Raw genomic sequence first — 24,403 nt, forward strand, 5'->3', positions numbered from 1 at the left:
TTGTCCCCCAGCTACCGCTGGGAGGTGCCCCCCAGGCATCGCCTTCGCGCGCGGCTCTGCCCGACTGTGTTGGTGCCAAGGTCGTGCCAAAGGTGCCAAAGGTCGAGTCTAAAGGGCGCGTGTGGTGGGGTGGGCCCGCGGGCCGGTGCTCGGCCCCCTCGCACTCACGCCCGGCTCACCCCTGCGCTCACCCCTGGGAGAGAAAGGCCGGCGCGCCCACGGGCAGGGTGAAGCGGAACCGGGCGCCGCCGCGGGGGGCCCGGTCGACGGTGATGGCGCCGCCGTGCGCCTCGACGATGCCCTTGACGATATACAGGCCGAGGCCGGTGCCACCGCGCTTGCTGCCCCGCCAGAAGCGGGTGAAGACGCGGCCCATCGACTCCTCCGGAATGCCGGGCCCCTCATCGCTCACGGTGACCGCCGTACCCTCTGCCCGGGCCTTGGTCAGCGCCGGTGACACCGCTATCGTGACGAGTCCCTCGCCGTGGCGCACCGCATTTTCCAGGAGGTTGCCCAGCACCTGGTCGATCTTGTCCGGATCCGCCCAGAGCTCGGGCAGCGGCCCCACGACCTTGACCGCGAAGCGGTCCTCGGGCTGCCCGGCCGCGGTGTGCGCCTGGACGTGCCGGCGGACCGCGGCGACGATGTCGACGGGCTGGCGGCGCACCTCCAGCCGCCCGGAGTCGATCCGGGAGATGTCGAGCAGCTCGGCGATCAGCCGGGTGACGCGGTCGGCGTCGGCGTCGACGGTCTCCAGCATCAGCCGCTTCTGGTCGTCGGTGAAGCGCTCCCACTTGGCCAGCAGGGTCGCCGTGAAGCCCTTGACCGAGGTCAGCGGCGAGCGCAGCTCGTGGGCGACGGTGGCGATCAGCTCGGCGTGGCTGCGCTCGGTGCGGCGGCGGGCGTCGGTGCCGCGCAGCTGGACGACCAGGCGGCGCACGGGCCCGCCGGGGCTCTCGCGCACATAGCGGACGGAGACGAGCACCTCACGGCCGCCGGGCAGCAGCAGATTGCGCTCGGGCTGCCCGACCCGGATGGCGAGGCCGCCGTAGGGATCGGTCAGGGGCCACCAGCGGCGGCCCTCCAGATCCTCCAGGGGCAGGGCGCTCTCCAGCGGCCGGCCCATCGCCTCGCGGGGCGAGACCGCCGTGATCCGGGCGGCAGCGGCGTTGAAGCAGGTCACCCGGCCGTTCTCGTCGGCGACCACCAGGCCGTCGGGGAGGTCGTCGGGGTCCAGCCCGAGGCCGTCCAGGCCGTGCGCGGGCGCGTCACGGGCACCACCGGCACCTTGGGATCCGTGCACCGCGGCCGGACGCGCGTCGGCCACACTCCCGGAAGTCCTGACGTTCATCACCCACCCCCTCCCGAACCCCCGGGGGGCAACCCTACTAGCTGAAGGTCACGGAGCGGCACCCTCCGGGTGCACGCTGCGCACGGGCGGAGGCGTAGAGGCACACGGCGGCGGCCGTCGCGAGGTTCAGGCTCTCGGCCTTTCCGTGGATCGGGACCCGCACGACCTCGTCGGCCAGGGCGCGCGTCTCCTCGGGCAGGCCCCAGGCCTCGTTGCCGAAGACCCAGGCGGTGGGCCCGCCCATGGTGCCCTGGTCCAGCTCCGCGTCCAGGTCCCGCTCGCCCGCGCCGTCGGCGGCCAGGATGCGCACCCCGGCGTCCTTCAGGCCGCGCACCGCCTGCTCCACGGGGACGCCCACGGCGACCGGCAGGTGGAAGAGGGAACCGACCGAGGCCCGTACGGACTTGGGGTTGTAGAGGTCCACGGAGGCGTCGGTGAGCACCACGGCGTCCGCGCCCGCGGCGTCCGCGCAGCGCAGGACCGTACCGGCGTTGCCGGGGTCGCGTACGTGCGCGAGGACGGCGACCAGCTTGGGCCGGGCGGCGAGGATCTCCTCGAAGGGCGAGTCGAGGAAGCGGCACAGCCCGACGATGCCCTGGGGGGTCACGGTGTCGGACATCGCGGCGATGACCTCGTCCGTCGCGATCAGTACCGGCACGCCGGCGGCCCGGGAGGCGGCGACGATGTCGGCGTGGCGCTCGGCGGCGTCCGGTGTGACATACACCTCGACCAGGTGCTCGACGGCCTCGCGGACGGACTGCGGGCCCTCCGCGAGGAAGCGGCGCTCCTTGCCGCGGAAGCTGCGCTTGGTCAGCCGACGGGCCGCGACGACACGGGGCGATCGCAGGGAGGTCAGCTCGGGGGCCGCCATGGGCTCACTTTCGGTTGCGGGGTGGTACGGACCGGGCCGTCGTCTCGGGCCCGGACGCGATCGGACCCGCAGGCCAGAAGCCTGCGGGTCCGGTCGTCTGCCTTGCGGCGCCCGAGAATCAGGCGGCGGCCTTCGGCGCGTTGACGTCGGCCGGCAGCGCCTTCTGGGCCACCTCGACGAGCGCGGCGAACGCGTTCATGTCGTTGACCGCGAGCTCGGCCAGGATCTTGCGGTCCACCTCGATGTTGGCGGCCTTCAGACCCTGGATGAGGCGGTTGTACGTCATGCCGTTCTGGCGGGCAGCGGCGTTGATGCGCTGGATCCACAGCTGACGGAAGTCGCCCTTGCGCTTCTTGCGGTCGTTGTAGTTGTAGACCAGGGAGTGGGTGACCTGCTCCTTGGCCTTGCGGTACAGGCGCGACCGCTGGCCGCGGTAGCCCTTGGCCGCCTCGAGGATCGCCCGACGCTTCTTGTGCGCGTTGACTGCGCGCTTGACGCGTGCCACTTGTTAACTCCTTGTAGCGGGGCCGCGGTGCATTCTCACGCGGCCCGAATTCGAATGGGTCCCGGTCCGACGCGCACCCCGTGTGGACGGGGCGCGGAGCGTCACTTGCCGAGAAGCTTCTTGATCTTCTTGGCGTCGCCCGGGGCCATCTCGGCGTTGCCGGTGAGGCGACGCGTCAGCTTGGACGACTTGTGCTCGAGCAGGTGGCGCTTGCCGGCGCGCTCGCGCATGACCTTGCCGGAGCCAGTGATCTTGAAGCGCTTGCTGGCACCGGAGTGCGTCTTGTTCTTCGGCATCGCGCCGTATCTCCTCGTCGGTGGCGCTCCCCCTAGCCCGGTACCGGGCGCACGGGAGCGTCAGCTGTGTTCGGTTGCTGTCCGGGGCCGGCGGGCCCCGGGGGTGGTCCTCGGGGCCGTCAGGCCCCATGGATCACGCCTCTGCGGGCTCCTCGGCGGGCTGCTCCTGCTCGGCGGGAACGCCCTGGCGCTCCGCCTTGCGAGCGGCCTGCGCCTCGCGGGCTTCGGCCATCGCCTCGGTCTTCTTCTTGTGCGGACCGAGGACCATGATCATGTTTCGGCCGTCCTGCTTCGGGTTCGACTCGACGAAACCGAGGTCCTGGACGTCTTCCGCCAGACGCTGCAGCAGTCGGTAGCCGAGCTCCGGCCGGGACTGCTCGCGACCACGGAACATGATCGTGATCTTGACCTTGTCGCCCTGCTTGAGGAACCGGACGACGTGACCCTTCTTGGTGTCATAGTCGTGCGGGTCGATCTTCGGCCGGAGCTTCATCTCCTTGATGACCGTGTGCGCCTGGTTCTTGCGCGCCTCACGGGCCTTCATGGCCGACTCGTACTTGAACTTCCCGTAGTCCATGAGCTTGCAGACCGGCGGACGGGCGTTCGCCGCCACCTCGACGAGGTCGAGGTCGTACTCCTGCGCAAGCTCCAGGGCCTTGGCAAGCGGCACAATGCCGACCTGCTCGCCACTGGGACCGACAAGTCGCACCTCGGGGACTCGAATCCGGTCGTTGATGCGGGGCTCGGCGCTGATGGATCCTCCTCGGTAGCACCACGCGGCCGCCTGGCGGACAGCCACGTAACGTCTTTTCGTAAGACCAACCGCGCCGGACACATGAAAAACGCCCCGGACGGGACACAGGCGGGGCTCCATGAAACCGGAACACCGCCACGGCTGGCCGCGGGGCGCATCTATCGGGCAGCTCCATCGTCCGTACGGAACGATGGGCGCCGCCTGACCGGAGACCTGCCGACCCGTGAGTCGGTCAGGTGGGAGAGTCGAGGAGCCTCCACTTGTGGGCCGGGCACGCTAGTGACCAGCCGGTCGTTGTCCAGCATACCAGCGACCCGGCCCGGTCCCCACCCGTGCGCACCGGGGCCCTAGGCTGGGGCACTGTTCCGCCGCCCGCGCGCGGCGGGAGACCCCACACAAGCGGAAGAGCAACGATGAGCGACGCCACCCCCGAGTCCACGCCGGCCCCCTCCGAGGAGGCGCCGGACTTCGACACCATGACCCGTGACATCGCGGACGTGCCCGCGGTCGAGGTGATCACCACGGTCGCGGTGCACCTGATGAGCTCGGCGGCGGTCAACCTCGGCCTCGCCGAGGACGGCGAGGCCCACAAGGACCTGGACGAGGCCCGCAAGCTGATCACCGCGCTCGCCGGCCTGGTCACCGCGGGCGCCACCGAGATCAGCAACTTCCACGCGGCCCCGCTGCGCGACGGCCTGAAGTCGCTCCAGCTGGCCTTCCGCGAGGCGTCGCTCGTCCCGGACGAGCCGGGCCAGGGGCCGGGCGAGAAGTTCACCGGCCCCGTCTTCGGCTGAGCCGCCGCGCTCCCGCGTCCCGTCAGGCGCCGGGCTCCGGCCCGGCGTCGCGGCTCTTCGGCCCGGTGTCCGGGCGCGGCGCCGTCGACAGCTCGTCCGCGAGGATCGCGGGCCCCTGACGGGGGTGGGTGACCTGGTGCGCCAGGGCCGCCAGCGCGCCGCCGACCAGCGGGGCGACGATGAACAGCCACAGCTGGGACAGCGCGCCGCCGCCCGCGAAGAGCGCCGGGCCGATGCTCCGGGCCGGGTTCACGGACGTGCCCGTCAGCGGGATGCCTACCAGGTGGATCACCGCGAGCGTCAGGCCGATGGGCAGCCCGTCGAAGCCGACCACGGCGATCTTGTGCGTCACCGCGAGGTAGACGAAGACCAGCAGGAAGGTCATGACGACCTCCGCGAGGAACGCGCCGCCGGTGTTGAGGTGCACGGCCGAGCGGTCCGCGAAGCCGTTGCTGCCGAAAGCGCCGTGGGTCTTGAGCCCCGGCACCTGCTTGGCCAGCAGGAACAGGATCGCCGCGCCCACGATGCCGCCGAGCAGCTGGGCGATCCAGTACTCGATGGCCGTACGGAGCGTGATGCGGCCCTCCACGAGCAGGCCGAGCGTCACCGCCGGGTTGACGTGGCAGCCCGAGACCGGACCCAGCGCGTACGCGAGGGCCAGCAGGGTGAACCCGAAGGCCAGCGCGATACCGAGCACGCCGATGTAGTCGGCCGCGAGAACCGCTGACCCGACAGCGAAGAAAACCAGCAGCGCGGTGCCGAGGAATTCGGCCGCGACGGTTCTCGTCTGCACGGGATCGAGAGTCACCGACCCCAGCTTGACGGCGTCCATGGCGTCCTCCAGAGGATCGTGGACTGTCTTCGCATTGTCGGACGATCCAGGACAAGCCGCCTGTTGGACGATCAGCGGGTGAAGAGGGGCTCCCCCGGGACGTCCGCGCCCGGCGGCAGCAGCGCCAGGTCCAGGCCGCGCACCAGCCGCGCGCGCAGGACCTCGTCGGCGGCCAGCGCCTCGGCGATCCGCCGGGCGACCTCGGCGGGCGCCGTGCCCGGGGCGGGTTCCAGCGCCAGCGTGCCGTCCGCGTCCCCGTCCCCGGACGGCACCAGGTGGGCGCGCAGCACGCCCGGCTGCGCCGCCACGACGGCCCGCAGGGCGTCCGTGACCGACGGGTCCGCCAGCGGATCCGCGCTCCGCCGTCCCTCCGCGAGGGCCAGCAGGGCGGGGCCCGTCAGCTGGTACGGCACCGGGCCCGCGAGGTCGATGACGACCGTGTCCGCCTTCTCGTGCGCGGCGGCCTGCAGCGCCTGGTGCAGGGGTACGGCCACGGGCCGCGCGTCCGCGCGCCACCGGGCGAGGCTCTCGATCGACGTGAACGCGGGCAGCGCCTTGCGGCCGTCCGGGGCCTGGAGGGTGGGTACGGCCATGTCGCTGGTCTTCTCGCGCTTCAGCCCGTCCGGGCCGGTCTCCACCTCGCCGAGCACGGCGACGACGGGGACGAGCAGGCGTGCTCCCGGCAGGGCGGCGAGCACGGCCGGCTCGGCGGTGGGGTCGTCCGCCCAGGCGGCGAGGGCCGCCGTCAGCTCGGGGTCGGCTGCGCCGTTGTCGTCGGAGAACCCGGGGTCGGGAATGTTCTTGAGAGCCACGCGCCGACCCTATCGGGGTGCCGTGACTCGCCTGTGCGGGGGCCTGTGGGCCCGCCGTTGCCGGGTGCGGGCCCGTTGCCGCCTGCGGCGGGCTTGTTCCCCAGCCCCGCCCCTTCCCGAAACCGGGGCTCGTGCCCCGGACCCCCGGCTGCGGGTCCGTTGCCGCCTGCGGCGGGGGCGCCCTGCGGGCGCGTCCTCAAACGCCGGACGGGCTGATTTCCCGCACCCGAGCACGGTCCATCACAGCGTGCGCCGCCGCCAAAGAGCCGCTGACGCGATCAAGAAGAGGGCCCCCAGCGACGCCGCACCCAGCGCCACCGGGCTGAGAAACGTCGCACGCTCGGGCGACGCCTCCTCAACAGCAGGCCCGAAGAAGCGCGGCGGAGGGCCCTGCGCCCGGAGCGGGCGTACGGCCGCGCCGCGGGCGATCGCCGCCGCCGGGTCCACGAGCCCCGCGCCGAGCGCGTCGTCCCGCCCGCCCGGCGGGGCGCCGCTCGCCGTGTCCACGATCAGCTCACGGACCTGCGCCGGGGTCAGCCCGGGATGCGCGGCGCGCACCAGCGCCACCGCGCCCGAGACGAAGGCGGAGGCCGCGCTCGTCCCCCACCCCTCGTAGTAGCGCCGGTCGGGGTCCGCGATCACCACGTCGACGCCGGGCGCGCTGACGGCCGCGTACCAGCGGCGGGTGGAGAACGGCGCGCGGTTGCCGTAGCGGTCGACGGCGGTGACGGCGATGACGCCCGGGTACGCGGCGGGGTAGGAGACGTGGTCGCCCTGCTCGCCGCCGTTGCCGGCCGAGGCGACGACGACGGCGCCCTTGCTCAGCGCGTACTGCACGGCCGCGTCCTCGCGCGGTTCGGGGTGCGCGGTGGCGCTGTCGTCGCCGAGGGACAGGTTGATGACGTCGGCACCGTGGTCGGCGGCCCAGCGGATGCCGTCCGCGAGGGCGCTGCCGCGGGCGCCGCGGGCCTTGGGCCGGGCCGGGTCGCCGTCCTCCAGGATCACCCGCACCGGCAGGATCCTCGCCTCGGGCGCGATGCCGAGCACGCCGTCGGAGCCGTCGGAGCCGTGCCCGCGCCCGGCGATGATCCCGGCCATCGCGGTGCCGTGCCGCGCCCAGGAGCGGTCGCCGGGTCCGGCGCCGAAGCCGACGAGGTCCTTGCCCGGCAGCACCTGCCCGCGGAGGTCGGGGTGCCCGTCGTCGACCCCGGTGTCGAGGACGGCGACGGTCACCCCGGCGCCCTTGGTGGTGCGCCAGGCGTCCTCCGTGTGCAGGGCGTCGAGGGCCCATTCCTGTGCGCGTATGGCGTCCGCGCGCGCGGGCCCGGCGGGCAGCACGGCGCAGGCGACGGCGACGGTGATCGCCGCGGTGACCCGGCTGCCCGCGGCGCCGGTGAACGCCCTCATCCCCGGGCCTCCTTGGCGGTGGTGCGCAGGGCCCGGTGGAGCCCTTGTTCCAGGTGGTCGGCCAGGGCGATCGCGTCGTGGCCGAGCCCGGCCTGGGCGGCCGCGGTGGTGGCGCCTGGGCCGACCGCCCGGTCGGCGGGCTGCGGGGGCGTGCCCGTACGGGCGTCGGCGAACCCGGACACCGTGTAGACGACGGCGGGCAGGTCGGTCAGGACGCCGATGTGCCAGCTGGCGCGCTGCGCGTCGCCGAAGCGTTCGGCGGCGGTGTCCTTGGGCGCGTACGGGCGGGGCATCAGATCGGCGCGTTCGTCGAGCCGTTCGTCGGAGAAGCGCTTGCGCAGGGCGCGCATCCCGGTGCCGTCGGCGGCCGTGACGACGAGGCCGACGGTGGTGACGCGGGTGGCGGTCGCGTCCGTGTACGTGGCCCGGAGCAGCCGCTCGCAGCCCACCGGCGCGAGCGCCTTGGCGAGAAGGGGGTCGAAGGCACCCGCGCAGTCGCCGTCGGGGGCGACGCCGACGCGGGTCCAGTCGCGGGCCGCTCCGCCGGGGCCCGCGGAGTCGTCGTGGAGCGTGCGGGGGAAGAGGTCGTCGACGGGGACGGTGTGCCAGAGGGTGCGGCCGCGCTCGAAGGAGCGTTCCGCGGCGGACCGCCGCCCCCGCTCCCCGGTGAGCCAACTTCCGGCCGCGGCGCCGCCGATGAGGCCGATGCCGAGGACGAGGCAGGTCGCCGCCGCGACGGTCCGGCGGGCCGGGTGCGGCTCCGCCGGGCCTTCGGCGGGCGTCTCCGCGTTCCGTACGGGACGGCCCGGCTCGCCCGGGACGCGCGGCGGCGTGGACGGGCACGGCGGGTACGGCCGCTCCGGCAGGCGGGGCCGGGGCACGGACGGCGTCGGGCCCGCGCCGGGTCTGGAGCGTACCGGGAGCTCGGTCGGGGCGGGATTCGGGCGCACCCCCGTCGGAGGTGGCTCCGCTTCCGTGGTCAACCTGCGCTCTCCCCCTCGCGAGCCGGCTCGCCGGTTCGGTTCCGGACATGCCGCCACCGGCGGTGTGCGCCCGCGGCGTGCCCGTCACTCTACGGGGACGGTGGTGGCCTCTGCCATCGCCATCCGGCCGCTGTACGGCCGCTGTCCGGCCTCTGTTCAGCGGTGAACTCCCTCTGGCAAGCTGCGCGCATGCCGCCTCGCATCGCCGGTTCCCCCGCCGATCGGGCCCGTTACGACCGGGCCACCGCATCTCTCGACGCGCCCCTGGCGGTGGTCGACCTCCAGGCGTTCGACGCCAATGCCCGGGATCTGGTGCGGCGGGCGGGCGGCAAGCCGGTGCGGGTGGCGAGCAAGTCGGTGCGCTGCCGGGCGCTGTTGGAGCGGGTGCTGGCGCGGGACGGGTTCTCGGGGGTGATGAGCTTCTCGCTCGCGGAGTCGCTGTGGCTGGCGCGTTCGGGCTTCCCGGACGTCCTGCTGGCGTATCCGTCGGCGGACCGCGCGGGTTTCGCCGAGCTGACGTCGGACCCCAAGCTGGCGGCGGCGGTCACGGTGGTGGTGGACGATCCGGCGCAGCTCGCGCTGATCGACGCCACGCGTGCCGGAGGCCGGCGCTCCGAAGAGGTCCGGGTCTGCCTGGAGATGGACACCTCGCTGCGGCTGCTGGGCGGCCGGGTGCGGATCGGCGCGCTGCGCTCGCCGCTGCGCGATCCGGTGCGGCTGGCGGAGGTGGCGCGGGCGATCGACCGCCGTCCGGGTTTCCGGCTGGTGGGGCTGATGGCGTACGAGGCTCATGTGGCGGGCGTGGGTGATGCGGTGGCGGGGCATCCGGTGCGGTCCCGGGCCGTACGGCTGATGCAGTCCGTGGCCCGCCAGGAGCTCGCGGCACGCCGGGCCGAGGCGGTACGGGCCGTACGGGCGGTGGCGGAGCTGGAGTTCGTCAACGGCGGCGGCACGGGGAGCGTCTCCACCACCGCGGCGGAGGAGGCGGTCACGGAGGTGGCCGCGGGGTCGGGGCTGTTCGTGCCGCGGCTGTTCGACCACTACAGCTCGTTCCGGGGCCGCCCGGCGGCGCTCTTCGCCCTGCCCGTGGTGCGGCGCCCGGGGGTGGGGGTGGTGACCGTGGCGGGCGGCGGCTATCCGGCGTCGGGCGCGGCGGGCCGCGACCGGCTGCCGGTGCCGTACCTCCCGGCCGGCCTGCGCCACGACGTGCGCGAGGGTGCGGGCGAGGTGCAGACGCCGCTGCTCGGCCGGCCGGCCGACGATCTGCTGGTGGGTGACAAGGTGTGGTTCCGGCATGCGAAGGCGGGTGAGCTCTGCGAACGCTTCGACGCGCTGCGGCTGATCGAGGGCGACCGGGTGGTTCGGACGGTACCGACGTATCGGGGCGAGGGCCGCACGTTTCTGTGACCGGCGCGGTGTCCTCAAGCGCCGGACGGGCTGAATTCAGCCCGTCCGGCGTTTGAGGACAAGCGGCGCAGCCGCTTCGTGGTTCAGGAAGCCAGATCCAGCTGGTCCGGGATGATCGAGCCGTCGGCGCGGCGGACCGGGGCGTGGCTGCCGTCGGGCAGCGTGGCGCCGGTGGTCGCGCACGGGTAGGCGCCCGGCTTGTGCGGCATCGGGTCGATGAACATCGGGTTGGCGACCCAGCGGCCGTCCGCGTCGTCGAAGGCGCGGCACATCAGCTCGGCCTTGTTGCGGTTGATCGCGACGTGGGCGCCGGTCGCGTCGTTCACGAAGGTCACGTCGGTGTCCGCGTCGCCCGCGCCGAGGGCGATGCGGTGCGCCGGGTCCTGCTGCTTCCAGGCGGCCGCGCCCTTGATCTTGAAGATCTCCTGGTTGATCATGCAGCGCTTGCCGTCCATGTACGGCAGGGCCCCGCCGGGGCCGTCCGCGACGCCGCCGCAGCCCTTGATGCCGGTGGTGAGGCGGCCGTGGCGGTCGAGGACGTTGCGGATGCCGATGGTGTGCTTGCGGTCGAGACCGACGCCGCCGGACCACGCCTCGGCGATCGGCTCGGAGGAGGCGGAGACGATGTAGACGTCGAAGCCCGCGGCCTTGAGCGTGCGGATCAGGTCCTTCTGCTGGTCGTAGTAGCGGATGTACCCGGCGATGCTGTGCGTGCCCACGGTCTGCTTGCGGCCGATGGGCGCGGCGAGCTGCTCGGCGCGCGCCCGCTCGGCGTACGCGGTGACGGTGGCGGGGGTGCGGCCGGCGAAGAGCTGGGGTATCCAGGCGTAGCCGGGCACGGTGCGGCGGTGGTTCCACTCCCCCGCGAAGGCGGCCTCGCCGCTCATGGTCTGCGACTTCTCGCGGATCTCGAAGATCTCGTCGGCGCAGGCGGTGTTCTTCGAGGTGGGCAGCGGGCGGCCGGCGGGCACGGAGGTGCCGCACGCCTTGGTGAGGGCGCGGTCGGCGGCCGGGGTCAGCCAGGTGCTGGTGTCGCGCCAGCTCTTGGGCCGCAGGATCTTGTCGTGGTTGAGGGCCCAGGCGAGCGTGGCGTCGGTGATGTCGTTCTTGACGACGGTGTTGTCCCAGTCGAAGGCGGCGACGGGGCGGGGTCCGCCCTTGCCGGAACAGGTGCCCCGCTCGTCGATCATCTTCTGGAGCTTGGCGCGGTTGTCGCCGAACCACGTGAGCTTCTTGTCGAGCTGGGGGCACTTGGCGGCGGCGCGGGCCGCGTGGGCGGGCGCGGCCTGGGCGGGCACCGAGGAGGAGAGGGCCGCGGCGGCCAGGAGGCCGACGACGATGGCGGGCTTCTTGCGCATGCGATCTCTTACGTGCGTGAGGGGCAGGACGTACACCGGGGCCGGCAGGTGGCCGGCCCCGGCGTTTGATCATGGACCTTACACAGGGGTTACACAGGAGTTACATAGGCGCCCGCGATGCCACCGTCCACCAGGAATTCGGCGGCGTTGACGAACGAGGAGTCGTCGCTGGCGAGGAAGGCGACGGCGGCCGCGATCTCCTCGGGCTCGGCGAAGCGGCCCACGGGCACGTGCACCAGGCGGCGGGCGGCGCGCTCCGGGTCCTTGGCGAAGAGCTCCTTCAGGAGCGGGGTGTTCACCGGCCCCGGGCACAGGGCGTTGACGCGGATGCCCTCGCGGGCGAACTGCACGCCCAGCTCGCGCGACATGGCCAGCACGCCGCCCTTGGAGGCGGTGTAGCTGATCTGCGAGGTGGCGGCGCCCATCACGGCGACGAAGGAGGCGGTGTTGATGATGGAGCCCCGGCGCTGCTCCCGCATGTAGGGGAGGGCGGCCTTGCAGCAGAGGTAGACGGAGGTGAGGTTGACCTCCTGGACGCGCTTCCAGGCGTCGAGTCCTGTGGTGAGGATGGAGTCGTCGTCGGGCGGGGAGATCCCGGCGTTGTTGAAGGCGACGTCGACCGAGCCGTAGGTGTCGTAGGCGGTCTTGAAGAGGGCCTCGACCTGCTCGGGGTCGGTGACGTCGACCTGGACGAAGAGCCCGCCGACCTCCTCGGCGGCGGCCTTGCCGGCGCTCTCGGAGATGTCCGCGCAGACGACGTTCGCGCCCTCGGAGGCGAACCGCCGGGCGGTCGCCAGGCCGATGCCGCTGCCGGCTCCGGTGATCACGGCGGTGCGTCCGACGAGGCGGCGGCAGACGGGGTTCTGGTCGGTCACAGGGTCTCCTCGGTGCTGATGAACACGTTCTTGGTCTCGGTGAACGCGGCGAGTGCGCCGGGGCCGAGTTCGCGGCCCAGGCCGGACCGTTTGAAGCCCCCGAAGGGGGTCCAGTAGCGGACGCTGCTGTGGGAGTTGACGGAGAGGTTTCCCGCGGCGACGGCGCGGGAGACGCGGATCGCCCGGCCGACGTCCCGGGTCCAGATCGACCCGGACAGGCCGTAGTCGGTGGCGTTGGCGATCCGCACCGCCTCGGCCTCGTCCTCGAAGGGGATGACGACGGCGACCGGGCCGAAGATCTCCTCCGTGGCCGTGCGGTCGTCCGGCGCGGCCTCCAGGACGGTCGCGGGGTACCAGAAGCCCTTGCCCGCGGGGGCCTCGCCGCGGATGGCGGCCGGGGCGTCCTCGCGGACGTACGCCCGTACGCGCTCCCGGTGCGCGGCGGAGATCAGCGGGCCCATCCGGGTCGCGGGGTCCGTCGGGTCGCCCACGGTGAAGGCGCGGACGGCGGGCTCCAGGAGCTCCATGAAGCGGTCGTAGACGCTCCGTTGGACCAGGATGCGGCTGCGGGCGCAGCAGTCCTGGCCGGTGTTGTCGAGGAAGGAGCCGGGGGCGGCCGCGGCGGCCCGCTCGACGTCGGCGTCGGCGAAGACGATGTTGGGGCTCTTGCCGCCGAGTTCGAGGGTCACGCGCTTCACGTGCGCGGCGCACTTGGCCATGATCTGTTTGCCGACGGCGGTGGAGCCGGTGAAGACGACCTTGGCGACGCCGGGGTGTTCGACGAGGGCGTCGCCCGCGACGGGCCCGTCGCCGGGGAGCACCTGGAAGAGCCCTTCGGGGAGCCCGGCCTCCAGGGCGAGTTCGGCGAGCCGCAGCGCGGTGAGAGGGGTGGTCTCGGCGGGCTTGAGGAGGACGGCGTTGCCCGCGGCGAGCGCGGGGGCGAGGCCCCAGGCGGCGATGGGCATCGGGAAGTTCCACGGGGCGATGACGGCGACGACGCCGAGCGGTTCGTGGAAGGTGACGTTCAGTCCCCCGGCGACGGGGATCTGGCTGCCGGTGAGGCGTTCGACGCCGGAGGCCGCGTAGTCGAGCAGGTCGCGGGCGTTGCCCGCCTCCCAGCGGGCGTTGCCGATGGGGTGCCCGGCCTCGCGGACCTCCAGCAGGGCCAGCTCCTCCAGGTGCGCGTCGACCGCGGCGGCGAAGCGGCGCAGGTGGCGGGCGCGGTCGCCGGGGGCGAGGGCCGCCCAGCCGGTCTGTGCCCGGGCGGCGCGTACGACGGCGGCGTCGACGTCCTGCCGTGTCGAGGCGGGGACGGTGGCGACGACCTCTTCGGTCGCGGGGTTGATGATCTCGTGCAACGCGATGTCCTTACATGCGCTCGAAGGAACGGAACCGCTCCCAGTCCGTGACGGCCGTGTCGTACGCGGTCTGCTCGACGCGCGCCATGTGGAGGTAGTGCTCGACGACTTCGTCGCCGAAGGCCGCGCGCGCGATGGGGCTCGCCTCCCACAGGTCCGCCGCCTCGCGCAGCGTCGTCGGCACGTGGGCGGCGTCGCCCGCGTACGCGTTGCCCGTACAGGGCTCGGCCAGCTCCAGCTCCTGCTCGATGCCGTGGAGTCCGGCGGCGACCATGCCCGCGACGGCGAGGTAGGGGTTCACGTCGCCGCCGGGCAGGCGGTTCTCGAAGCGGTGCGCGGGGCCGTGGCCGACGACGCGCAGGGCGCAGGTGCGGTTGTCCGGCCCCCAGGCGACGGCGGTGGGGGCGAAGGAGCCGGGGCGGAACCGCTTGTAGGAGTTGATGTTCGGCGCGTAGAGCAGGGTGAAGTCCCGCAGCGCGGCGAGCTGTCCGGCGAGGAAGTGCTGCATCGTCCTCGACATGCCGTACGGGCCGTCGTCGTCGGCGAGCACGGGCCGTCCGGCCTCGTCGCGCAGCGAGAGGTGGATGTGGCAGGAGTTGCCCTCGCGCTCGTCGTACTTCGCCATGAAGGTGAGGGCCATGCCCTCCTGGGCGGCGATCTCCTTGGCGCCCGTCTTGTAGACGGAGTGCTGGTCGCAGGTGGTCAGCGCCTCGTCGTAGACGAACACGATCTCGTGCTGGCCGAGGTTGCACTCGCCCTTGGCGGACTCGACGGTGAGCCCGGCCGCGCCCATCTCGTTGCGGATGCGGCGCAGCAGCGGTTCGACGCGGCCGGTGCCGAGGACGGAGTAGTCGCTGTTGTACTGGTTGGCGGGGGTCATGCCGCGGTAGGCGCGGCCCCACGCCTCCTCGTAGGTGTCCTTGAAGACCATGAACTCCAGCTCGGTGCCCGCGTAGGCGGTCCAGCCGTGCTCGGCGAGCCGGTCGAGCTGGCCGCGCAGGATCTGCCGCGGGGAGGCGAGGACGGGCGAGCCGTCGTGCCAGGCGAGGTCCGCGGTGATCAGGGCGGTGCCGGGGTGCCAGGGGGCGCGGCGCAGGGTGGCGGGGTCGGCGTGCATGGCGAAGTCGCCGTAGCCGCGCTCCCACGACGACATGGCGTAGCCGGGCACGGTGTTGAGGTCGACGTCCACGGCGAGGAGGTAGTTGCAGCCCTCCGTGCCGCCCTCCAGGACCTGTTCGAGGAAGTAGCGGGCCGCGAACCGCTTGCCCTGGAGCCTTCCCTGCATATCGGTGAAGGCGAGGACGACGGTGTCGATCTCCCCGGAGTCCACGAGCCTGCGCAGCTCCTCGACGGCGAGCGGGGGCGTGCGGTCTGCCACGGTTTTGCCTCCTGTCGGTCCGGCCGGGAGGTCTTAAGGTAGGCCCGTAGACCATTGATTGGGAAGGGGTCTCGATGGACGGGAGTTCAGCGGACCGGCTGGCGCCGGTGCTGCGGCCGGTCCGCGCGGGCAACGGTTTCGAGGAGGCGCTGGAGCAGATACTCCAGATCGTCCGCCTGGGTCTGGTACCGGAGGGGGAACGGCTCCCCTCCGAGCGCGAGTTGGCGGAGCGGCTGCGGATCAGCCGGGTCACGCTGCGCGAGGCGCTGAAGGTGCTCCAGGACCAGGGGCTGGTGGAGAGCAGGCGCGGGCGGTACGGGGGGACGTTCGTGCGCGCCCGCCCCGCCGCGGCGGCCGGGGCCCGGGCGGAGGTCGACGTCGAGGACACGCTGCGCTTCCGGGAGGTGCTGGAGGTGGGCGCGGCGGGGCTGTGCGCCGCCCACGGCCTCGATACGGAGCAGGCGGCCCGGCTGCGGGCGGCGCTGGACGCCACGCACGACGCGCCCCTGGCCGAATACCGGCGCCTGGACACGCTGTTCCACCTGACGCTGGCGGAGCTGTCGGGGTCGCCGACGCTGGCCGCGCAGTACGCGGCGGTCCGGGCGACGGTCAACGAGCTGCTCGACCGCATCCCCCTGCTGGTCCGCAACCTCGAACACTCGCAGCTCCAGCACACCGCGCTGGTCGACGCCGTGCTGGCCGGGGACGCGGACGCCGCGCGCGAGGTGATGCGCGAGCACTGCTGCGGCACGGCGGCGCTGCTGCGCGGCTTCCTGTCCTGACGGGCGCCGGGACAGACACCGGGAGGGGCATCGGTAACCAGGGTTTTACGCAAGGGGGTTGCCTTTCGCGCCACACCAAGGCAAAGGTATGGCGCGAAACCTTTACCCCGAGGGCAGGAGCGGCTCATGGCCGATCGCACGGAGGCACCCCCCGTAACGCCCGCACCACCCGCTCCCCACGCGGACCCGGCCGGCTATCTGGAGAAGCGCACGCTGCGCCGGGGCAGCGCCGGTCCGCTCCTGCTGACCGGCCTGGGCGTGGCGTACGTCGTCTCCGGCGACTACTCCGGCTGGAACTTCGGCCTCGCGCACGGCGGTTTCGGCGGGCTCGCCGTCGCCGCCGCCCTCATGGGCCTGATGTACACGTGCATGGTCTTCGCGCTCGCCGAGCTGGCCTCCGTGCTGCCTACGGCGGGCGGCGGCTACGGCTTCGCGCGCCGCGCGCTCGGCCCCTGGGGCGGCTTCCTCACCGGCACCGCCATCCTCATCGAGTACGTCCTCGCGCCCGCGGCGATCTCCGTCTTCATCGGCGACTACGTCGAGTCGCTGCACCTCTTCGGGCTCACCTCGTCCTGGCCGGTCTACCTGGCCTGCTTCGCCGTCTTCATCGGCATCCACCTGTGGGGCGTGGGCGAGGCGCTGAAGTTCAGCTTCGTCGTGACGGGGGTGGCGGTCGCCGCACTGCTGATCTTCGCGGTGGGGGCGTTCACGGACTTCGACGCGGGACGGCTGCGGGACATCCCCGTCGACCACGGCGCCCTCGGCGCCACGTCCTGGCTGCCGTTCGGGGTGCTGGGCATCTGGGCGTCGTTCCCCTTCGGCATGTGGTTCTTCCTCGGCGTCGAGGGCGTGCCGCTGGCCGCCGAGGAGACCAAGGACCCGGCGCGCTCGCTGCCGAAGGCCATGGCGACCTCCATGGGCATCCTGCTCGTCCTGGCCCTCGGCACGTTCCTCGCCGCCACCGGCGCGGGCGGCGCCGACGCCCTGAAGGACGCGGGCAACCCGCTGGTCGCGGCGGTGCAGAGCGACGGGCACGCGACCGTGCTCGGCCGGATCGTCAACTACGCCGGGCTCGCGGGCCTGGTGGCCTCCTTCTTCTCCCTCATCTACGCCGGCTCGCGCCAGCTCTTCGCCCTCTCCCGGGCCGGCTACCTCCCGCGCCTGCTCTCCCTCACCAGCCGCCGCAAGGCCCCCTACCTCGGGCTGCTGGTGCCCGGCGCGCTCGGCTTCACCCTCGCCGCGGCGACCGGCGACGGGGCGCGCATGCTGAACGTCGCGGTGTTCGGCGCCACCATCTCCTACGCCCTGATGTCGCTCTCCCACATCGTGCTGCGCCGCCGCGAGCCGGGGCTGGAGCGGCCGTACCGCACGCCGGGCGGCGTGGTGACCTCGGTCGTCGCCTTCGTGCTCGCGTGCGCCGCCCTGGTCGCGACATTCCTGGTGGACACGGCGGCTGCGATGATCGCCCTGGGCGTCTACGCGGTCGCCGCCGCGTACTTCGCCCTCTACAGCAGGCACCGGCTGGTGGCGAGCGCGCCGGAGGAGGAGTTCGCGGCACTCGCCGCGGCGGAGGCCGAGCTCGCACATGGCTGACACACGACCGACCCGGAAGGACAAGCACGCATGGACGCACAGCCGTTGATCGGCATCACCACCTACCTCACGCGGGCCCGCTGGGGCGTCGCGTGGGACACGCGGGCCGCCGTGCTCCCCGCCGCGTACGCGGAGCACGTCCAGCGCGCGGGCGGCATGGCCGTCCTGCTCCCGCCGGACGCCCCGGCGACGGCGGCGGCCACGGTCCGGCGCCTGGACGGCCTGGTCCTCGCGGGCGGCGACGACCTGGACCCGGCGCTGTACGGACAGGAACGGCACCCCCGCGCGGGAGCCCCCGTCCCGGAGCGCGACCGCTGGGAACTGGCCCTGCTCGCAGAGGCGTTGCGGCAGGAGCTGCCCCTGCTCGGCGTCTGCCGCGGCATGCAACTGATGAACGTGCACGCGGGAGGCACGCTCGTGCAGCACCTGCCGGACGTGGTCGGCCACGAGGACCACAACCCGGTCGCCGGCGCCTTCTCCGACCACCTGGTCAAGCCGCTCCCGTCGACGCGCCTGGGCGAGCTGCTGCCCGAGCCGTGCGACGTGGCGACGCACCACCACCAGGGCGTGGACCGGCTGGGCGAGGGCCTGGTGGTCTCGGCGTACGCGGAGGACGGCACGGTCGAGGCGCTGGAGTACGAGGGCCGCGCGGCCTTCGCTCTGGGGGTCCAGTGGCACCCGGAGGTGCGGTCGGACCTACGGTTGACGCGCGCCCTGGTGACGGCTTCCCGGGACTGACCGCCGCCGAGCGACCCTCAAGGAACGGCCCAGAGGCGGACGGTGCCGCTTTCGAGTCCTGCCGCGAGGGTCTTCCCGTCCGGGCTGAACGCCAACTGCTGGATGGCGCTGCCGCCGGTGAAGGTGGCGGTGACCGAGCCCGAGGCCGTGTCCCATACGAAAGCGGTCCCGTCCCTGTCGGCGCTGGCCAGCAACCGGCTGCCGGGGTGGAACGCGAGCGCCTGGATCGTGGCCTTGTGGCGGTCCAGGACGGCCATGTCCTTGCGGGTACCGGCGTTCCACAGCAGCACCGTGTAACCCGTCTGCGCGACGGCCAGGATCTGGCCGTCCGGGCTGAACACCGCGAGCCTCCAGAACTTGCTCTTGCCGTCGCCGACGGTGGTCACGACCTGATCGGCGGGCATCTGCCGCAGCTGGAAGGGATCACCGGCGGCCAGCAGGGTGCCGTCCGGGCTGAACGCCGTCGGCCCGGTCTTCGAATCCTCGTGGACGGCGAGGGTGCGGCCCGAGGGCACGTCCCACACGTACAGCCCCTTGGCGCTGCTCGCGGCCAGCGTCCTGCCGTCCGGGCTGAGGCCGACGGAGTCGAAGAAGCCGTCCTGGAGCTGGTACGACGTGGACCCGGTGAGGGTGGCGCCGGCGCGGCCGGTGCCCACGTCCCAGAGCTCGACCTTGTTCTCCATCGCCCTGGCCAGGAGTCCGAGATCCCTGCTGAACACGTTGGGCTGGCTGTATTTGGCGATCTCGATGTGCGTGACGGTGCTGTGCCGGGTGGACATGTCCCACCGCCAGATCGTGCCGTCCGGGCTGGCGGCGGCCAGCGTTCTGCCGTCCGCGCTGAAGGCGAGGCCCTCGGCGCCGTCGGGTCCCTTAAGGGAGTTGCCGTCGTCCTGGCTCAGCAGGAAGGGGACTCCGACCGCCGCGACCGCGGCGACCCCGAGGCCGCCGAAGATCAGCGCGCGCCGTGACACCCGTGGCCCGGCCGGTTCCGGGACGGGCGGCACCGGCGGGACGGGCATTGGCTGAACGGGGCCGGTCTGCGTGGCGGCGTACGGATTCGGGCCCGGGTCCAGCACCGTCGCGGGCCGCATCTGTTGAGCAACGGGCTGAGGCGGCGGTGTGTGCCGCGCCGGGGTCAGGACCACCGTCTGCTCAGGGAGAGGCGCCCCGCTCGCGGGGGCTTCCGCGAAGCGGGCAGGGAGGTCGGCGACGGCGGGCCGGTCGGCCGGGTCCTTGGCCAGGCAGGAGGTCAGGAGGCGCAGCAGCTCGCCGTCGAGGCCGTCGAGCGCGGGCGGTTCGTCCAGGATCCGCTGGACGACCGTCAGGAGGGTGGGTGCGTCGAAGGGGCTGCGTCCGGTGGCGGCGAAGGCCAGGACGGAGCCGAGCGCGAACACATCGCTCGCGGGACCGGCCCGGTCGGCGCGTATCTGCTCCGGCGACATGAAGGCGTACGTGCCGATGACCGCACCGGTGGCGGTGAGCGAACTGGCGTCCACGGCACGGGCGATGCCGAAGTCGATGATGCGGGGCCCGTCCTCGGCGAGGATGACGTTGCCGGGCTTGAGATCGCGGTGCACGAGGCCGCACCGGTGGATCGCCGCGAGCCCCTCGGCGAGGCCCGCACCGAGGCGGAGGACGGCGTCGGGGGCGAGAGGCCCTCGGTCGGCGACGACCTGCTGCAACGTCGGGCCGGGGATGTACGCGGTGACGAGCCAGGGCGAAGGGGCGTCGGGGTCGGCGTCGACGACCTGGGCGGTGTGGAAGCCGCCGACCTGCCGCGCGGCATCCACCTCACGGGCGAAACGGACCCGGAACTGCGGGGTGGCGGCCAGTTCGGGCCGGATCACCTTGACCGCGACCTTGCGGCCGCCCGGCGAGGTGGCGAGGTAGACGTTCCCCATGCCGCCCGCGCCCAGCCGGCCGTCCAGCCGATAGGGGCCGACCCGCTGGGGATCGTCGGGCCGCAACGCGTCCATGCATACCGTCCGTTGTCGATGTAGGGGTGTCCGCCTTGAGAAGCGGAGTCGCTAGGGAAGCTTCCAGAGCTGGATCGAGACGGCGGACTCCACGGTCGCGCCGACCTGGTTGAGGGCGGCCGCGAGGGTCCCGCCGTCCGGGCTGATGGCCAGCGCCGAGATCGAGGTGTCCATCCTGGACTCGGGCATGGTGCCGGTCAGGGTCGTGGTGACGCGCCCGGTGGACAGGTCCCAGAGGCTGACGGTCTTGCCGGTGTTGTCGTGGGTGTTGGGCTCGCGCACGCCTCCGGCACCCGCGATCATCGCCTTGCCCGGGCGGTACGCCGCCGTGTGGACGTACGGGTGGGCGTCGGTGAGCGTCGCCGTGTGGCGCTCACTGGCCAGGTCCCACAGGTGGACGCCGGGGCCCGCGCCGGCCACGGTTTTCCCGTCCGGGCTGAACATCACCCAGTTGAAGTGGTCCCTGCCCTCGATGGTGAGGGTCTTGAGGTGGCGGCCGGTGTCGGCGGCCCAGAGCCAGATCCTGCCGCCCGCGGCTTCGGAGGCCACGCTGGCCACGGTCCTGCCGTCCGGGCTGAACGCGATGTGGTTCATGCTGCCGGTGTGACCGGTGAGGGTGGCGAAGACGCGACCGGTGGACTGCGTCATGAGCTCGACCCGGCTGCCGACACCCACCGCGAGCGTCGCGCCGTCCGGGCTGGACGCCAGGCAGTTGACGTAGTCGTTCTGCCCGTCGTACGAGGCGGCGACGCTCATCGGTCTGCCGGTGCGCAGGTCCCAGCGCCGCAGCGTCTTGTCGAAGGCACCGGAGTACAAGGTGTGGCCGTCCGGGCTGAAGGCCAGGGACATGACGTTGGAGGTGTGCCCCTGGTACGTCGTGATCGTCCGGCCGGTGGCGACGTCCCACAGCCGCACCGTGTTGTCGTAGCCGCCGCTGGCCAGGGTCTTGCCGTCCGGGGCGAAGGCGAGGCAGTCGATCTCGGAGGTGTGGCCGCTGAGGCGCGTGACGGGTTTGGTGGGGTCCGCGTCCGTGCCGGACGCCCGCCAGAGGAAGTACGCGGGGACGGCGGCCGCCGCCGTCGCGGTGGCGGCCATCCCGCCGAACAACAGCGTGCGCCGGGGAAGTGCCTTGGCGGGGGCGGCGGGCGAGGTGGTGGGCGCGGCGGCCGGTGCGGTGGGGGCGGCGCCCGGTGCGGTGGGCAGGTCGTTGAACGCGACGGCGGGCGGGGCGCCGGCGCCGGTGACCGAGAGGCGGGTCAGGACGTCGGCGGTGGAGGGCCGCTCGGCGGGGTCCTTGGCCAGGCACGCGGTGACGAGGTCGCGAAGGCCGCCGAAGAGGCCGTCGAGCCGGGGAGGTTCGCTGGTGACGCGGTGGACGATGGCCGGCACGGTCGTCGCGTCGAAGGGGCTGCGGCCGGTGGCGGCGAAGGCCAGGACCGAGCCGAGCGCGAACACGTCGCTCGCGGGACCGGCCCGGTCGGCGCGTATCTGCTCCGGCGACATATAGGCGTACGTGCCGATGACCGCGCCGGTGCGGGTCATCGTCTCGGCGCCCTGGTCGTGCGCGATGCCGAAGTCGATGATGCGCGGCCCGTCCTCGGCGAGGATGACGTTGCCGGGCTTGAGATCGCGGTGGACGAGGCCGCAGTTGTGGATGGCGGCCAGTCCTTCGGCCAGACCCGCGCCCAGGCGGAGGACGACCTCGGGGGCGAGGGGGCCACGCTCGGCGACGACCTGTTGGAGCGTGGCGCCGGGGATGTAGGCGGTGACGAGCCACGGGGATTCGGCACCGGGGTCGGCGTCGACGACCTGGGCGGTGTGGAAGCCGCCGACCTGACGCGCGGCATCGACCTCACGGGCGAAACGAGCCCTGAACTGCGGGGTCGCGGCAAGCTCCGGCCGGATCACCTTCACCGCGACCTTGCGCCCACCCGGCGAGGCGGCGAGGTAGACCTGGCCCATGCCGCCCGCGCCCAGCCGGCCCTCCAGTTGGTACGGGCCGACACGCCGGGGGTCTCCGGGGCCCAGGGGCTCGACCATGCGCTACTCGAATCTGCCAGGGGTTGCGGGCGGTATCACGGACGGCATTGAACCATGATCCCGCTCATCAGGACGATGGGATCGAAATCTCGTCCGCATCGGCCCACGGCCCGGGATCCGAAGGCCCGGCCGTCGTCACGGGTGACCCGCTACCGGCCGCACCGCCCCCGCGGGCATCAGCCGAGCCAGGGCGCGGCGGCGGCCAGGGCCGTCGGCTCCCCCCGCCCGATCGGGCCGAACGCTCCGCGCTGCACGGCGAGTCCGGATGCCGCCAACGGCCGGACGCACCAACCGACGGTCCGCAGCGGCTCCACGGCCCGGCGGAGGTGTTCCGCGGCTCCCGGCGCGCACAGGGAGGCGGCGTCGAGGACGAGGACGCGGTCGAGTCCTCTGGTGGCGGCGTCCGTCACGATCTGCCGGAGCGCCGCCTCCCGGTGGCATCCCGCGGTGTCCGGGGCGGGCACCAGCCATTCGGCGAGCCAGCCGATGTCGAGGTCGTCGAGGACCCGCCGGGCGTCCTCCCAGGTCTCCCGGGAGCCGTCGGCGAGCAGGCAGACGACGGCGTCGAAGTGGGCGAGGGGGCTGTCGAGTTGCCTGCGCGCCCGGTCGAGGACGTCCCGCGTGTGGTCGTCGCCGACCAGGCCGCGCAGGTGTTCCGTCAGACCGTCGGCGGCGAGGCCGAGTTCACGGTGACCGATGAGGTAGTTGCGTACGCGTTCGAGCAGGGTGAGGGGGAAGGTCGGCCCCTGCGGCCGGGTGAAGCGGTGCAGCCAGCGGACGCCCGGGTGGCACAGCACTCGGCCGCCGCCGCGCCGGATCTTCTCGTGGAGGTAGCCCTCCTCCCCGCCGTGGGCGCGGAAGCGCGGGTTGATGCCGGGCCAGGCGTCGGTGCGGCAGGCGAACAGGCCGAGGCCCTGCATGCCCACCTCGAACGGCTTCCCTCGGGGGTCGGCGCCCCGCGGGTCGGTCCGCCACACGCCGAACATTCCGTCGCCCCACTCGGGCGCCAGGTGGGTGGACGGCGGCTCGCGGCCGTCGTCGAGACCGTCCGCGATCATGGGCCCTTGGAGCAGGTCGCGGCTGTCCGGGCGCTGCTCGAAGTGGTCGAGCACCGCGCGCACGGCCCCCGGGGCGAGCAGGACGTGGGAGTCCAGGCACAGGGTGACGGGCGACTCCGCCACCCGGAAGACGAGGTCGCGAACGGCGGTGCTCGCGTACTGTCCGAAGGGCAGGTAGCGATAGCCCGGTATGCGGTCCGCGAGGGCGCGCAGCGCGGGCGCGACCGGCCCGGAGGGGTTGTTGTCCACCACGACGAACTGCGCGTCGGCCAGTTCCGGGGCATGGGAGAGCCGGAGCGCCTGGAGCGTGAAGTACACGCCGTCGTAGTCGTCGTAGGTCGCCATGCCGACGGTGATCCGGCTCATGACGCGCTCCCTTCGTCGGCGGTTTCCTCTGCGGGGTCTTCGGCGAAGCCGCGCAGCCGCAGGACCCGCTGGTGGTCGGGGAAGGCCCGGGTCGCGGCCGGGTGCGTGCCCCGCATGTAGTGGCGCTGCCAGCCGTCCGCGGCGGACGGGTCGCCCGCCACGAAGGCCTGGGCGAAGTCGATGCGGCTCCGGCTCCACGCCCGGTGGTCGTCGGCGTCCGGCATGCGGGCGAGCGGGGCGCTCCGTGGCCGGATGCTCTCCAGGTCCCCGCGCCGCTGGGGGACGAGCATGAGGGCGGGTTCGCCCGCCGCGAAGGTGATGTCGGCGCCGGGCCGGGTGATCTTCCAGTTCATGGTGAACGTGGCGACGGCCCAGTCGGCCTCCACCAGCCCTTCGAGCGGGTGCGCCCCGTCCTTGGGGGCGTTGGCGGGGCCGCGGACGAGCAGGTTCCAGCCGGGCGGCGTCCGGATCAGATAGGGGATGTGGAAGGTCAGGATGCCGTGGCCGAAGTGGCTCATCGCCGGTGCGGGGGCGTCCTCGTCGGCGTAGCGGACGGTCAGGTCCTCCGTCGCGTCCCCGCCGTTCCAACGCACGGTGAAGGTGCTGTTGTTGAGGATCCACCAGCCGTTCTGGTTGGCGACGCGCAGGGGCAGGCAGCGGTACGTGTGGCGGAGGGTGGCCCGGTCCAGCCAGTCCCGCTGGGCGGGGGCGGGGACGATGGGCATGTCCGGGGTGTCCGGCAGGCGGTAGGCCACCATGACGGGTTCGGGGTCGTGGTGTTCTGCGGAGATCGACGTGCCCTTTCCGGTGGGGTGGTGGCTGTGCGCGGGTGGCGCCCACTCCGCGTCCGCGGAGTGGGCGCCGGCGGT

General features: G+C 73.2%; 22 protein-coding genes. 5 read left to right on the forward strand and 17 right to left on the reverse strand.

Annotation, left to right across the window (positions count from 1 at the left end):
- Positions 1 to 187 precede the first annotated feature (187 nt).
- The 5 genes from ABD269_RS32150 to infC all read right to left on the reverse strand — a co-directional run bounded on the left by ABD269_RS32150 (position 188) and on the right by infC (position 3,822).
- A complete protein-coding gene (locus tag ABD269_RS32150; protein ID WP_344123673.1) occupies positions 188 to 1,351 on the reverse strand; it encodes a sensor histidine kinase in 1,164 nt (387 codons plus the stop codon).
- Between the two features lie 37 nt (positions 1,352 to 1,388).
- The gene (locus ABD269_RS32155; RefSeq protein WP_301888736.1) at positions 1,389 to 2,222 is read right to left on the reverse strand and encodes a TrmH family RNA methyltransferase; all 834 of its coding nucleotides are present in this window, start codon (positions 2,220 to 2,222) and stop codon (positions 1,389 to 1,391) included.
- A gap of 118 nt (positions 2,223 to 2,340) precedes the next feature.
- Complete coding sequence (gene rplT / locus ABD269_RS32160) at positions 2,341 to 2,727, reverse strand: 50S ribosomal protein L20 (RefSeq protein ID WP_102921913.1); 387 nt, start codon at positions 2,725 to 2,727, stop codon at positions 2,341 to 2,343.
- 101 nt (positions 2,728 to 2,828) lie between these two features.
- Complete coding sequence (gene rpmI / locus ABD269_RS32165) at positions 2,829 to 3,023, reverse strand: 50S ribosomal protein L35 (RefSeq protein ID WP_071964711.1); 195 nt, start codon at positions 3,021 to 3,023, stop codon at positions 2,829 to 2,831.
- Positions 3,024 to 3,156: 133 nt separating this feature from the next.
- Entirely contained in the window at positions 3,157 to 3,822 is a 666-nt protein-coding gene (infC, locus tag ABD269_RS32170) for a translation initiation factor IF-3 (RefSeq protein ID WP_301888730.1), read from the reverse strand.
- A gap of 368 nt (positions 3,823 to 4,190) precedes the next feature.
- Between infC and ABD269_RS32175 the strand changes: the two genes are divergently transcribed.
- Positions 4,191 to 4,571, forward strand: coding sequence for a DUF1844 domain-containing protein (locus tag ABD269_RS32175; RefSeq protein WP_301888728.1), 381 nt, complete (start codon positions 4,191 to 4,193; stop codon positions 4,569 to 4,571).
- Positions 4,572 to 4,593: 22 nt separating this feature from the next.
- Here the strand turns inward: ABD269_RS32175 and ABD269_RS32180 are convergent, their stop codons facing one another.
- The 4 genes from ABD269_RS32180 to ABD269_RS32195 form a co-directional block, all read right to left on the reverse strand.
- Positions 4,594 to 5,364: an MIP family channel protein gene (locus ABD269_RS32180; RefSeq protein ID WP_344124059.1), complete on the reverse strand. Its 771-nt coding sequence runs from the start codon at positions 5,362 to 5,364 to the stop codon at positions 4,594 to 4,596.
- 110 nt (positions 5,365 to 5,474) lie between these two features.
- Positions 5,475 to 6,215 (reverse strand): SseB family protein, encoded by a 741-nt coding sequence (locus tag ABD269_RS32185; RefSeq protein WP_301888727.1) that lies wholly within the window; start codon positions 6,213 to 6,215, stop codon positions 5,475 to 5,477.
- A gap of 240 nt (positions 6,216 to 6,455) precedes the next feature.
- Positions 6,456 to 7,622, reverse strand: coding sequence for a type VII secretion-associated serine protease mycosin (gene mycP, locus ABD269_RS32190; RefSeq protein WP_344123681.1), 1,167 nt, complete (start codon positions 7,620 to 7,622; stop codon positions 6,456 to 6,458).
- Positions 7,619 to 8,503 carry a hypothetical protein gene (locus ABD269_RS32195; protein ID WP_344123683.1) on the reverse strand — a complete coding sequence of 295 codons (885 nt, stop codon included), beginning with the start codon at positions 8,501 to 8,503 and terminating at the stop codon, positions 7,619 to 7,621. Before ABD269_RS32195 ends, mycP begins: the two co-directional genes overlap by 4 nt.
- 291 nt (positions 8,504 to 8,794) lie before the next feature.
- On the opposite strand from ABD269_RS32195, the gene ABD269_RS32200 reads away from it, so the two are divergent.
- Complete coding sequence (locus ABD269_RS32200; protein ID WP_344123685.1) at positions 8,795 to 10,012, forward strand: alanine racemase; 1,218 nt, start codon at positions 8,795 to 8,797, stop codon at positions 10,010 to 10,012.
- A gap of 83 nt (positions 10,013 to 10,095) precedes the next feature.
- On the opposite strand, the gene ABD269_RS32205 is transcribed toward ABD269_RS32200, so the two are convergent.
- The 4 genes from ABD269_RS32205 to ABD269_RS32220 all read right to left on the reverse strand — a co-directional run bounded on the left by ABD269_RS32205 (position 10,096) and on the right by ABD269_RS32220 (position 14,981).
- Positions 10,096 to 11,370: an HAD family hydrolase gene (locus ABD269_RS32205; RefSeq protein WP_344123687.1), complete on the reverse strand. Its 1,275-nt coding sequence runs from the start codon at positions 11,368 to 11,370 to the stop codon at positions 10,096 to 10,098.
- 89 nt (positions 11,371 to 11,459) lie between these two features.
- Positions 11,460 to 12,245, reverse strand: a complete 786-nt coding sequence (locus ABD269_RS32210; RefSeq protein ID WP_301888720.1) for a 3-oxoacyl-ACP reductase — start codon at positions 12,243 to 12,245, stop codon at positions 11,460 to 11,462.
- Entirely contained in the window at positions 12,242 to 13,603 is a 1,362-nt protein-coding gene (locus ABD269_RS32215) for an aldehyde dehydrogenase family protein (protein ID WP_425573028.1), read from the reverse strand. The genes ABD269_RS32210 and ABD269_RS32215 overlap by 4 nt, the downstream gene beginning before the upstream one ends.
- Before the next feature lie 10 nt (positions 13,604 to 13,613).
- Positions 13,614 to 14,981 carry a glutamine synthetase family protein gene (locus ABD269_RS32220; protein WP_344123690.1) on the reverse strand — a complete coding sequence of 456 codons (1,368 nt, stop codon included), beginning with the start codon at positions 14,979 to 14,981 and terminating at the stop codon, positions 13,614 to 13,616.
- 74 nt (positions 14,982 to 15,055) lie between these two features.
- On the opposite strand from ABD269_RS32220, the gene ABD269_RS32225 reads away from it, so the two are divergent.
- The 3 genes from ABD269_RS32225 to ABD269_RS32235 all read left to right on the forward strand — a co-directional run bounded on the left by ABD269_RS32225 (position 15,056) and on the right by ABD269_RS32235 (position 18,094).
- A complete protein-coding gene (locus ABD269_RS32225; protein WP_344123692.1) occupies positions 15,056 to 15,763 on the forward strand; it encodes a FadR/GntR family transcriptional regulator in 708 nt (235 codons plus the stop codon).
- Between the two features lie 126 nt (positions 15,764 to 15,889).
- Entirely contained in the window at positions 15,890 to 17,356 is a 1,467-nt protein-coding gene (gene eat / locus ABD269_RS32230; protein ID WP_344123694.1) for an ethanolamine permease, read from the forward strand.
- Positions 17,357 to 17,386: 30 nt separating this feature from the next.
- Positions 17,387 to 18,094, forward strand: a complete 708-nt coding sequence (locus tag ABD269_RS32235) for a gamma-glutamyl-gamma-aminobutyrate hydrolase family protein (RefSeq protein ID WP_344123696.1) — start codon at positions 17,387 to 17,389, stop codon at positions 18,092 to 18,094.
- Positions 18,095 to 18,111: 17 nt separating this feature from the next.
- Here ABD269_RS32235 and ABD269_RS32240 read toward each other — a convergent pair whose 3' ends face one another.
- From ABD269_RS32240 to ABD269_RS32255, 4 genes are all read right to left on the reverse strand, one after another.
- Complete coding sequence (locus tag ABD269_RS32240; protein ID WP_344123698.1) at positions 18,112 to 20,070, reverse strand: WD40 repeat domain-containing serine/threonine protein kinase; 1,959 nt, start codon at positions 20,068 to 20,070, stop codon at positions 18,112 to 18,114.
- A 51-nt stretch (positions 20,071 to 20,121) separates the two neighbouring features.
- Positions 20,122 to 22,110, reverse strand: coding sequence for a WD40 repeat domain-containing serine/threonine protein kinase (locus ABD269_RS32245; protein ID WP_344123700.1), 1,989 nt, complete (start codon positions 22,108 to 22,110; stop codon positions 20,122 to 20,124).
- Positions 22,111 to 22,286: 176 nt separating this feature from the next.
- The gene (locus tag ABD269_RS32250; protein ID WP_344123702.1) at positions 22,287 to 23,534 is read right to left on the reverse strand and encodes a glycosyltransferase; all 1,248 of its coding nucleotides are present in this window, start codon (positions 23,532 to 23,534) and stop codon (positions 22,287 to 22,289) included.
- Positions 23,531 to 24,292 (reverse strand): DUF6065 family protein, encoded by a 762-nt coding sequence (locus tag ABD269_RS32255; RefSeq protein WP_344123704.1) that lies wholly within the window; start codon positions 24,290 to 24,292, stop codon positions 23,531 to 23,533. The genes ABD269_RS32250 and ABD269_RS32255 overlap by 4 nt, the downstream gene beginning before the upstream one ends.
- Between the last annotated feature and the right edge of the window lie 111 nt (positions 24,293 to 24,403).

The sequence above is a fragment of the Streptomyces blastmyceticus genome (assembly GCF_039521185.1).
GTDB classification, from domain to species: domain Bacteria; phylum Actinomycetota; class Actinomycetes; order Streptomycetales; family Streptomycetaceae; genus Streptomyces; species Streptomyces blastmyceticus.

Excerpts from the sequence above, each read along its gene's own strand:
- ABD269_RS32175 (WP_301888728.1), top strand. The coding sequence starts at position 4,191 with ATGAGCGACGCCACCCCCGAGTCCACGCCGGCCCCCTCCGAGGAGGCG.
- ABD269_RS32200 (WP_344123685.1), top strand. The coding sequence starts at position 8,795 with ATGCCGCCTCGCATCGCCGGTTCCCCCGCCGATCGGGCCCGTTACGAC.
- ABD269_RS32245 (WP_344123700.1), bottom strand. The coding sequence starts at position 22,110 with ATGGTCGAGCCCCTGGGCCCCGGAGACCCCCGGCGTGTCGGCCCGTAC.
- eat (WP_344123694.1), top strand. The coding sequence starts at position 15,890 with ATGGCCGATCGCACGGAGGCACCCCCCGTAACGCCCGCACCACCCGCT.
- ABD269_RS32235 (WP_344123696.1), top strand. The coding sequence starts at position 17,387 with ATGGACGCACAGCCGTTGATCGGCATCACCACCTACCTCACGCGGGCC.
- rpmI (WP_071964711.1), bottom strand. The coding sequence starts at position 3,023 with ATGCCGAAGAACAAGACGCACTCCGGTGCCAGCAAGCGCTTCAAGATC.
- mycP (WP_344123681.1), bottom strand. The coding sequence starts at position 7,622 with ATGAGGGCGTTCACCGGCGCCGCGGGCAGCCGGGTCACCGCGGCGATC.
- ABD269_RS32150 (WP_344123673.1), bottom strand. The coding sequence starts at position 1,351 with ATGAACGTCAGGACTTCCGGGAGTGTGGCCGACGCGCGTCCGGCCGCG.
- ABD269_RS32205 (WP_344123687.1), bottom strand. The coding sequence starts at position 11,370 with ATGCGCAAGAAGCCCGCCATCGTCGTCGGCCTCCTGGCCGCCGCGGCC.
- ABD269_RS32255 (WP_344123704.1), bottom strand. The coding sequence starts at position 24,292 with ATGGTGGCCTACCGCCTGCCGGACACCCCGGACATGCCCATCGTCCCC.
- ABD269_RS32225 (WP_344123692.1), top strand. The coding sequence starts at position 15,056 with ATGGACGGGAGTTCAGCGGACCGGCTGGCGCCGGTGCTGCGGCCGGTC.
- ABD269_RS32250 (WP_344123702.1), bottom strand. The coding sequence starts at position 23,534 with ATGAGCCGGATCACCGTCGGCATGGCGACCTACGACGACTACGACGGC.
- ABD269_RS32155 (WP_301888736.1), bottom strand. The coding sequence starts at position 2,222 with ATGGCGGCCCCCGAGCTGACCTCCCTGCGATCGCCCCGTGTCGTCGCG.
- ABD269_RS32240 (WP_344123698.1), bottom strand. The coding sequence starts at position 20,070 with ATGGACGCGTTGCGGCCCGACGATCCCCAGCGGGTCGGCCCCTATCGG.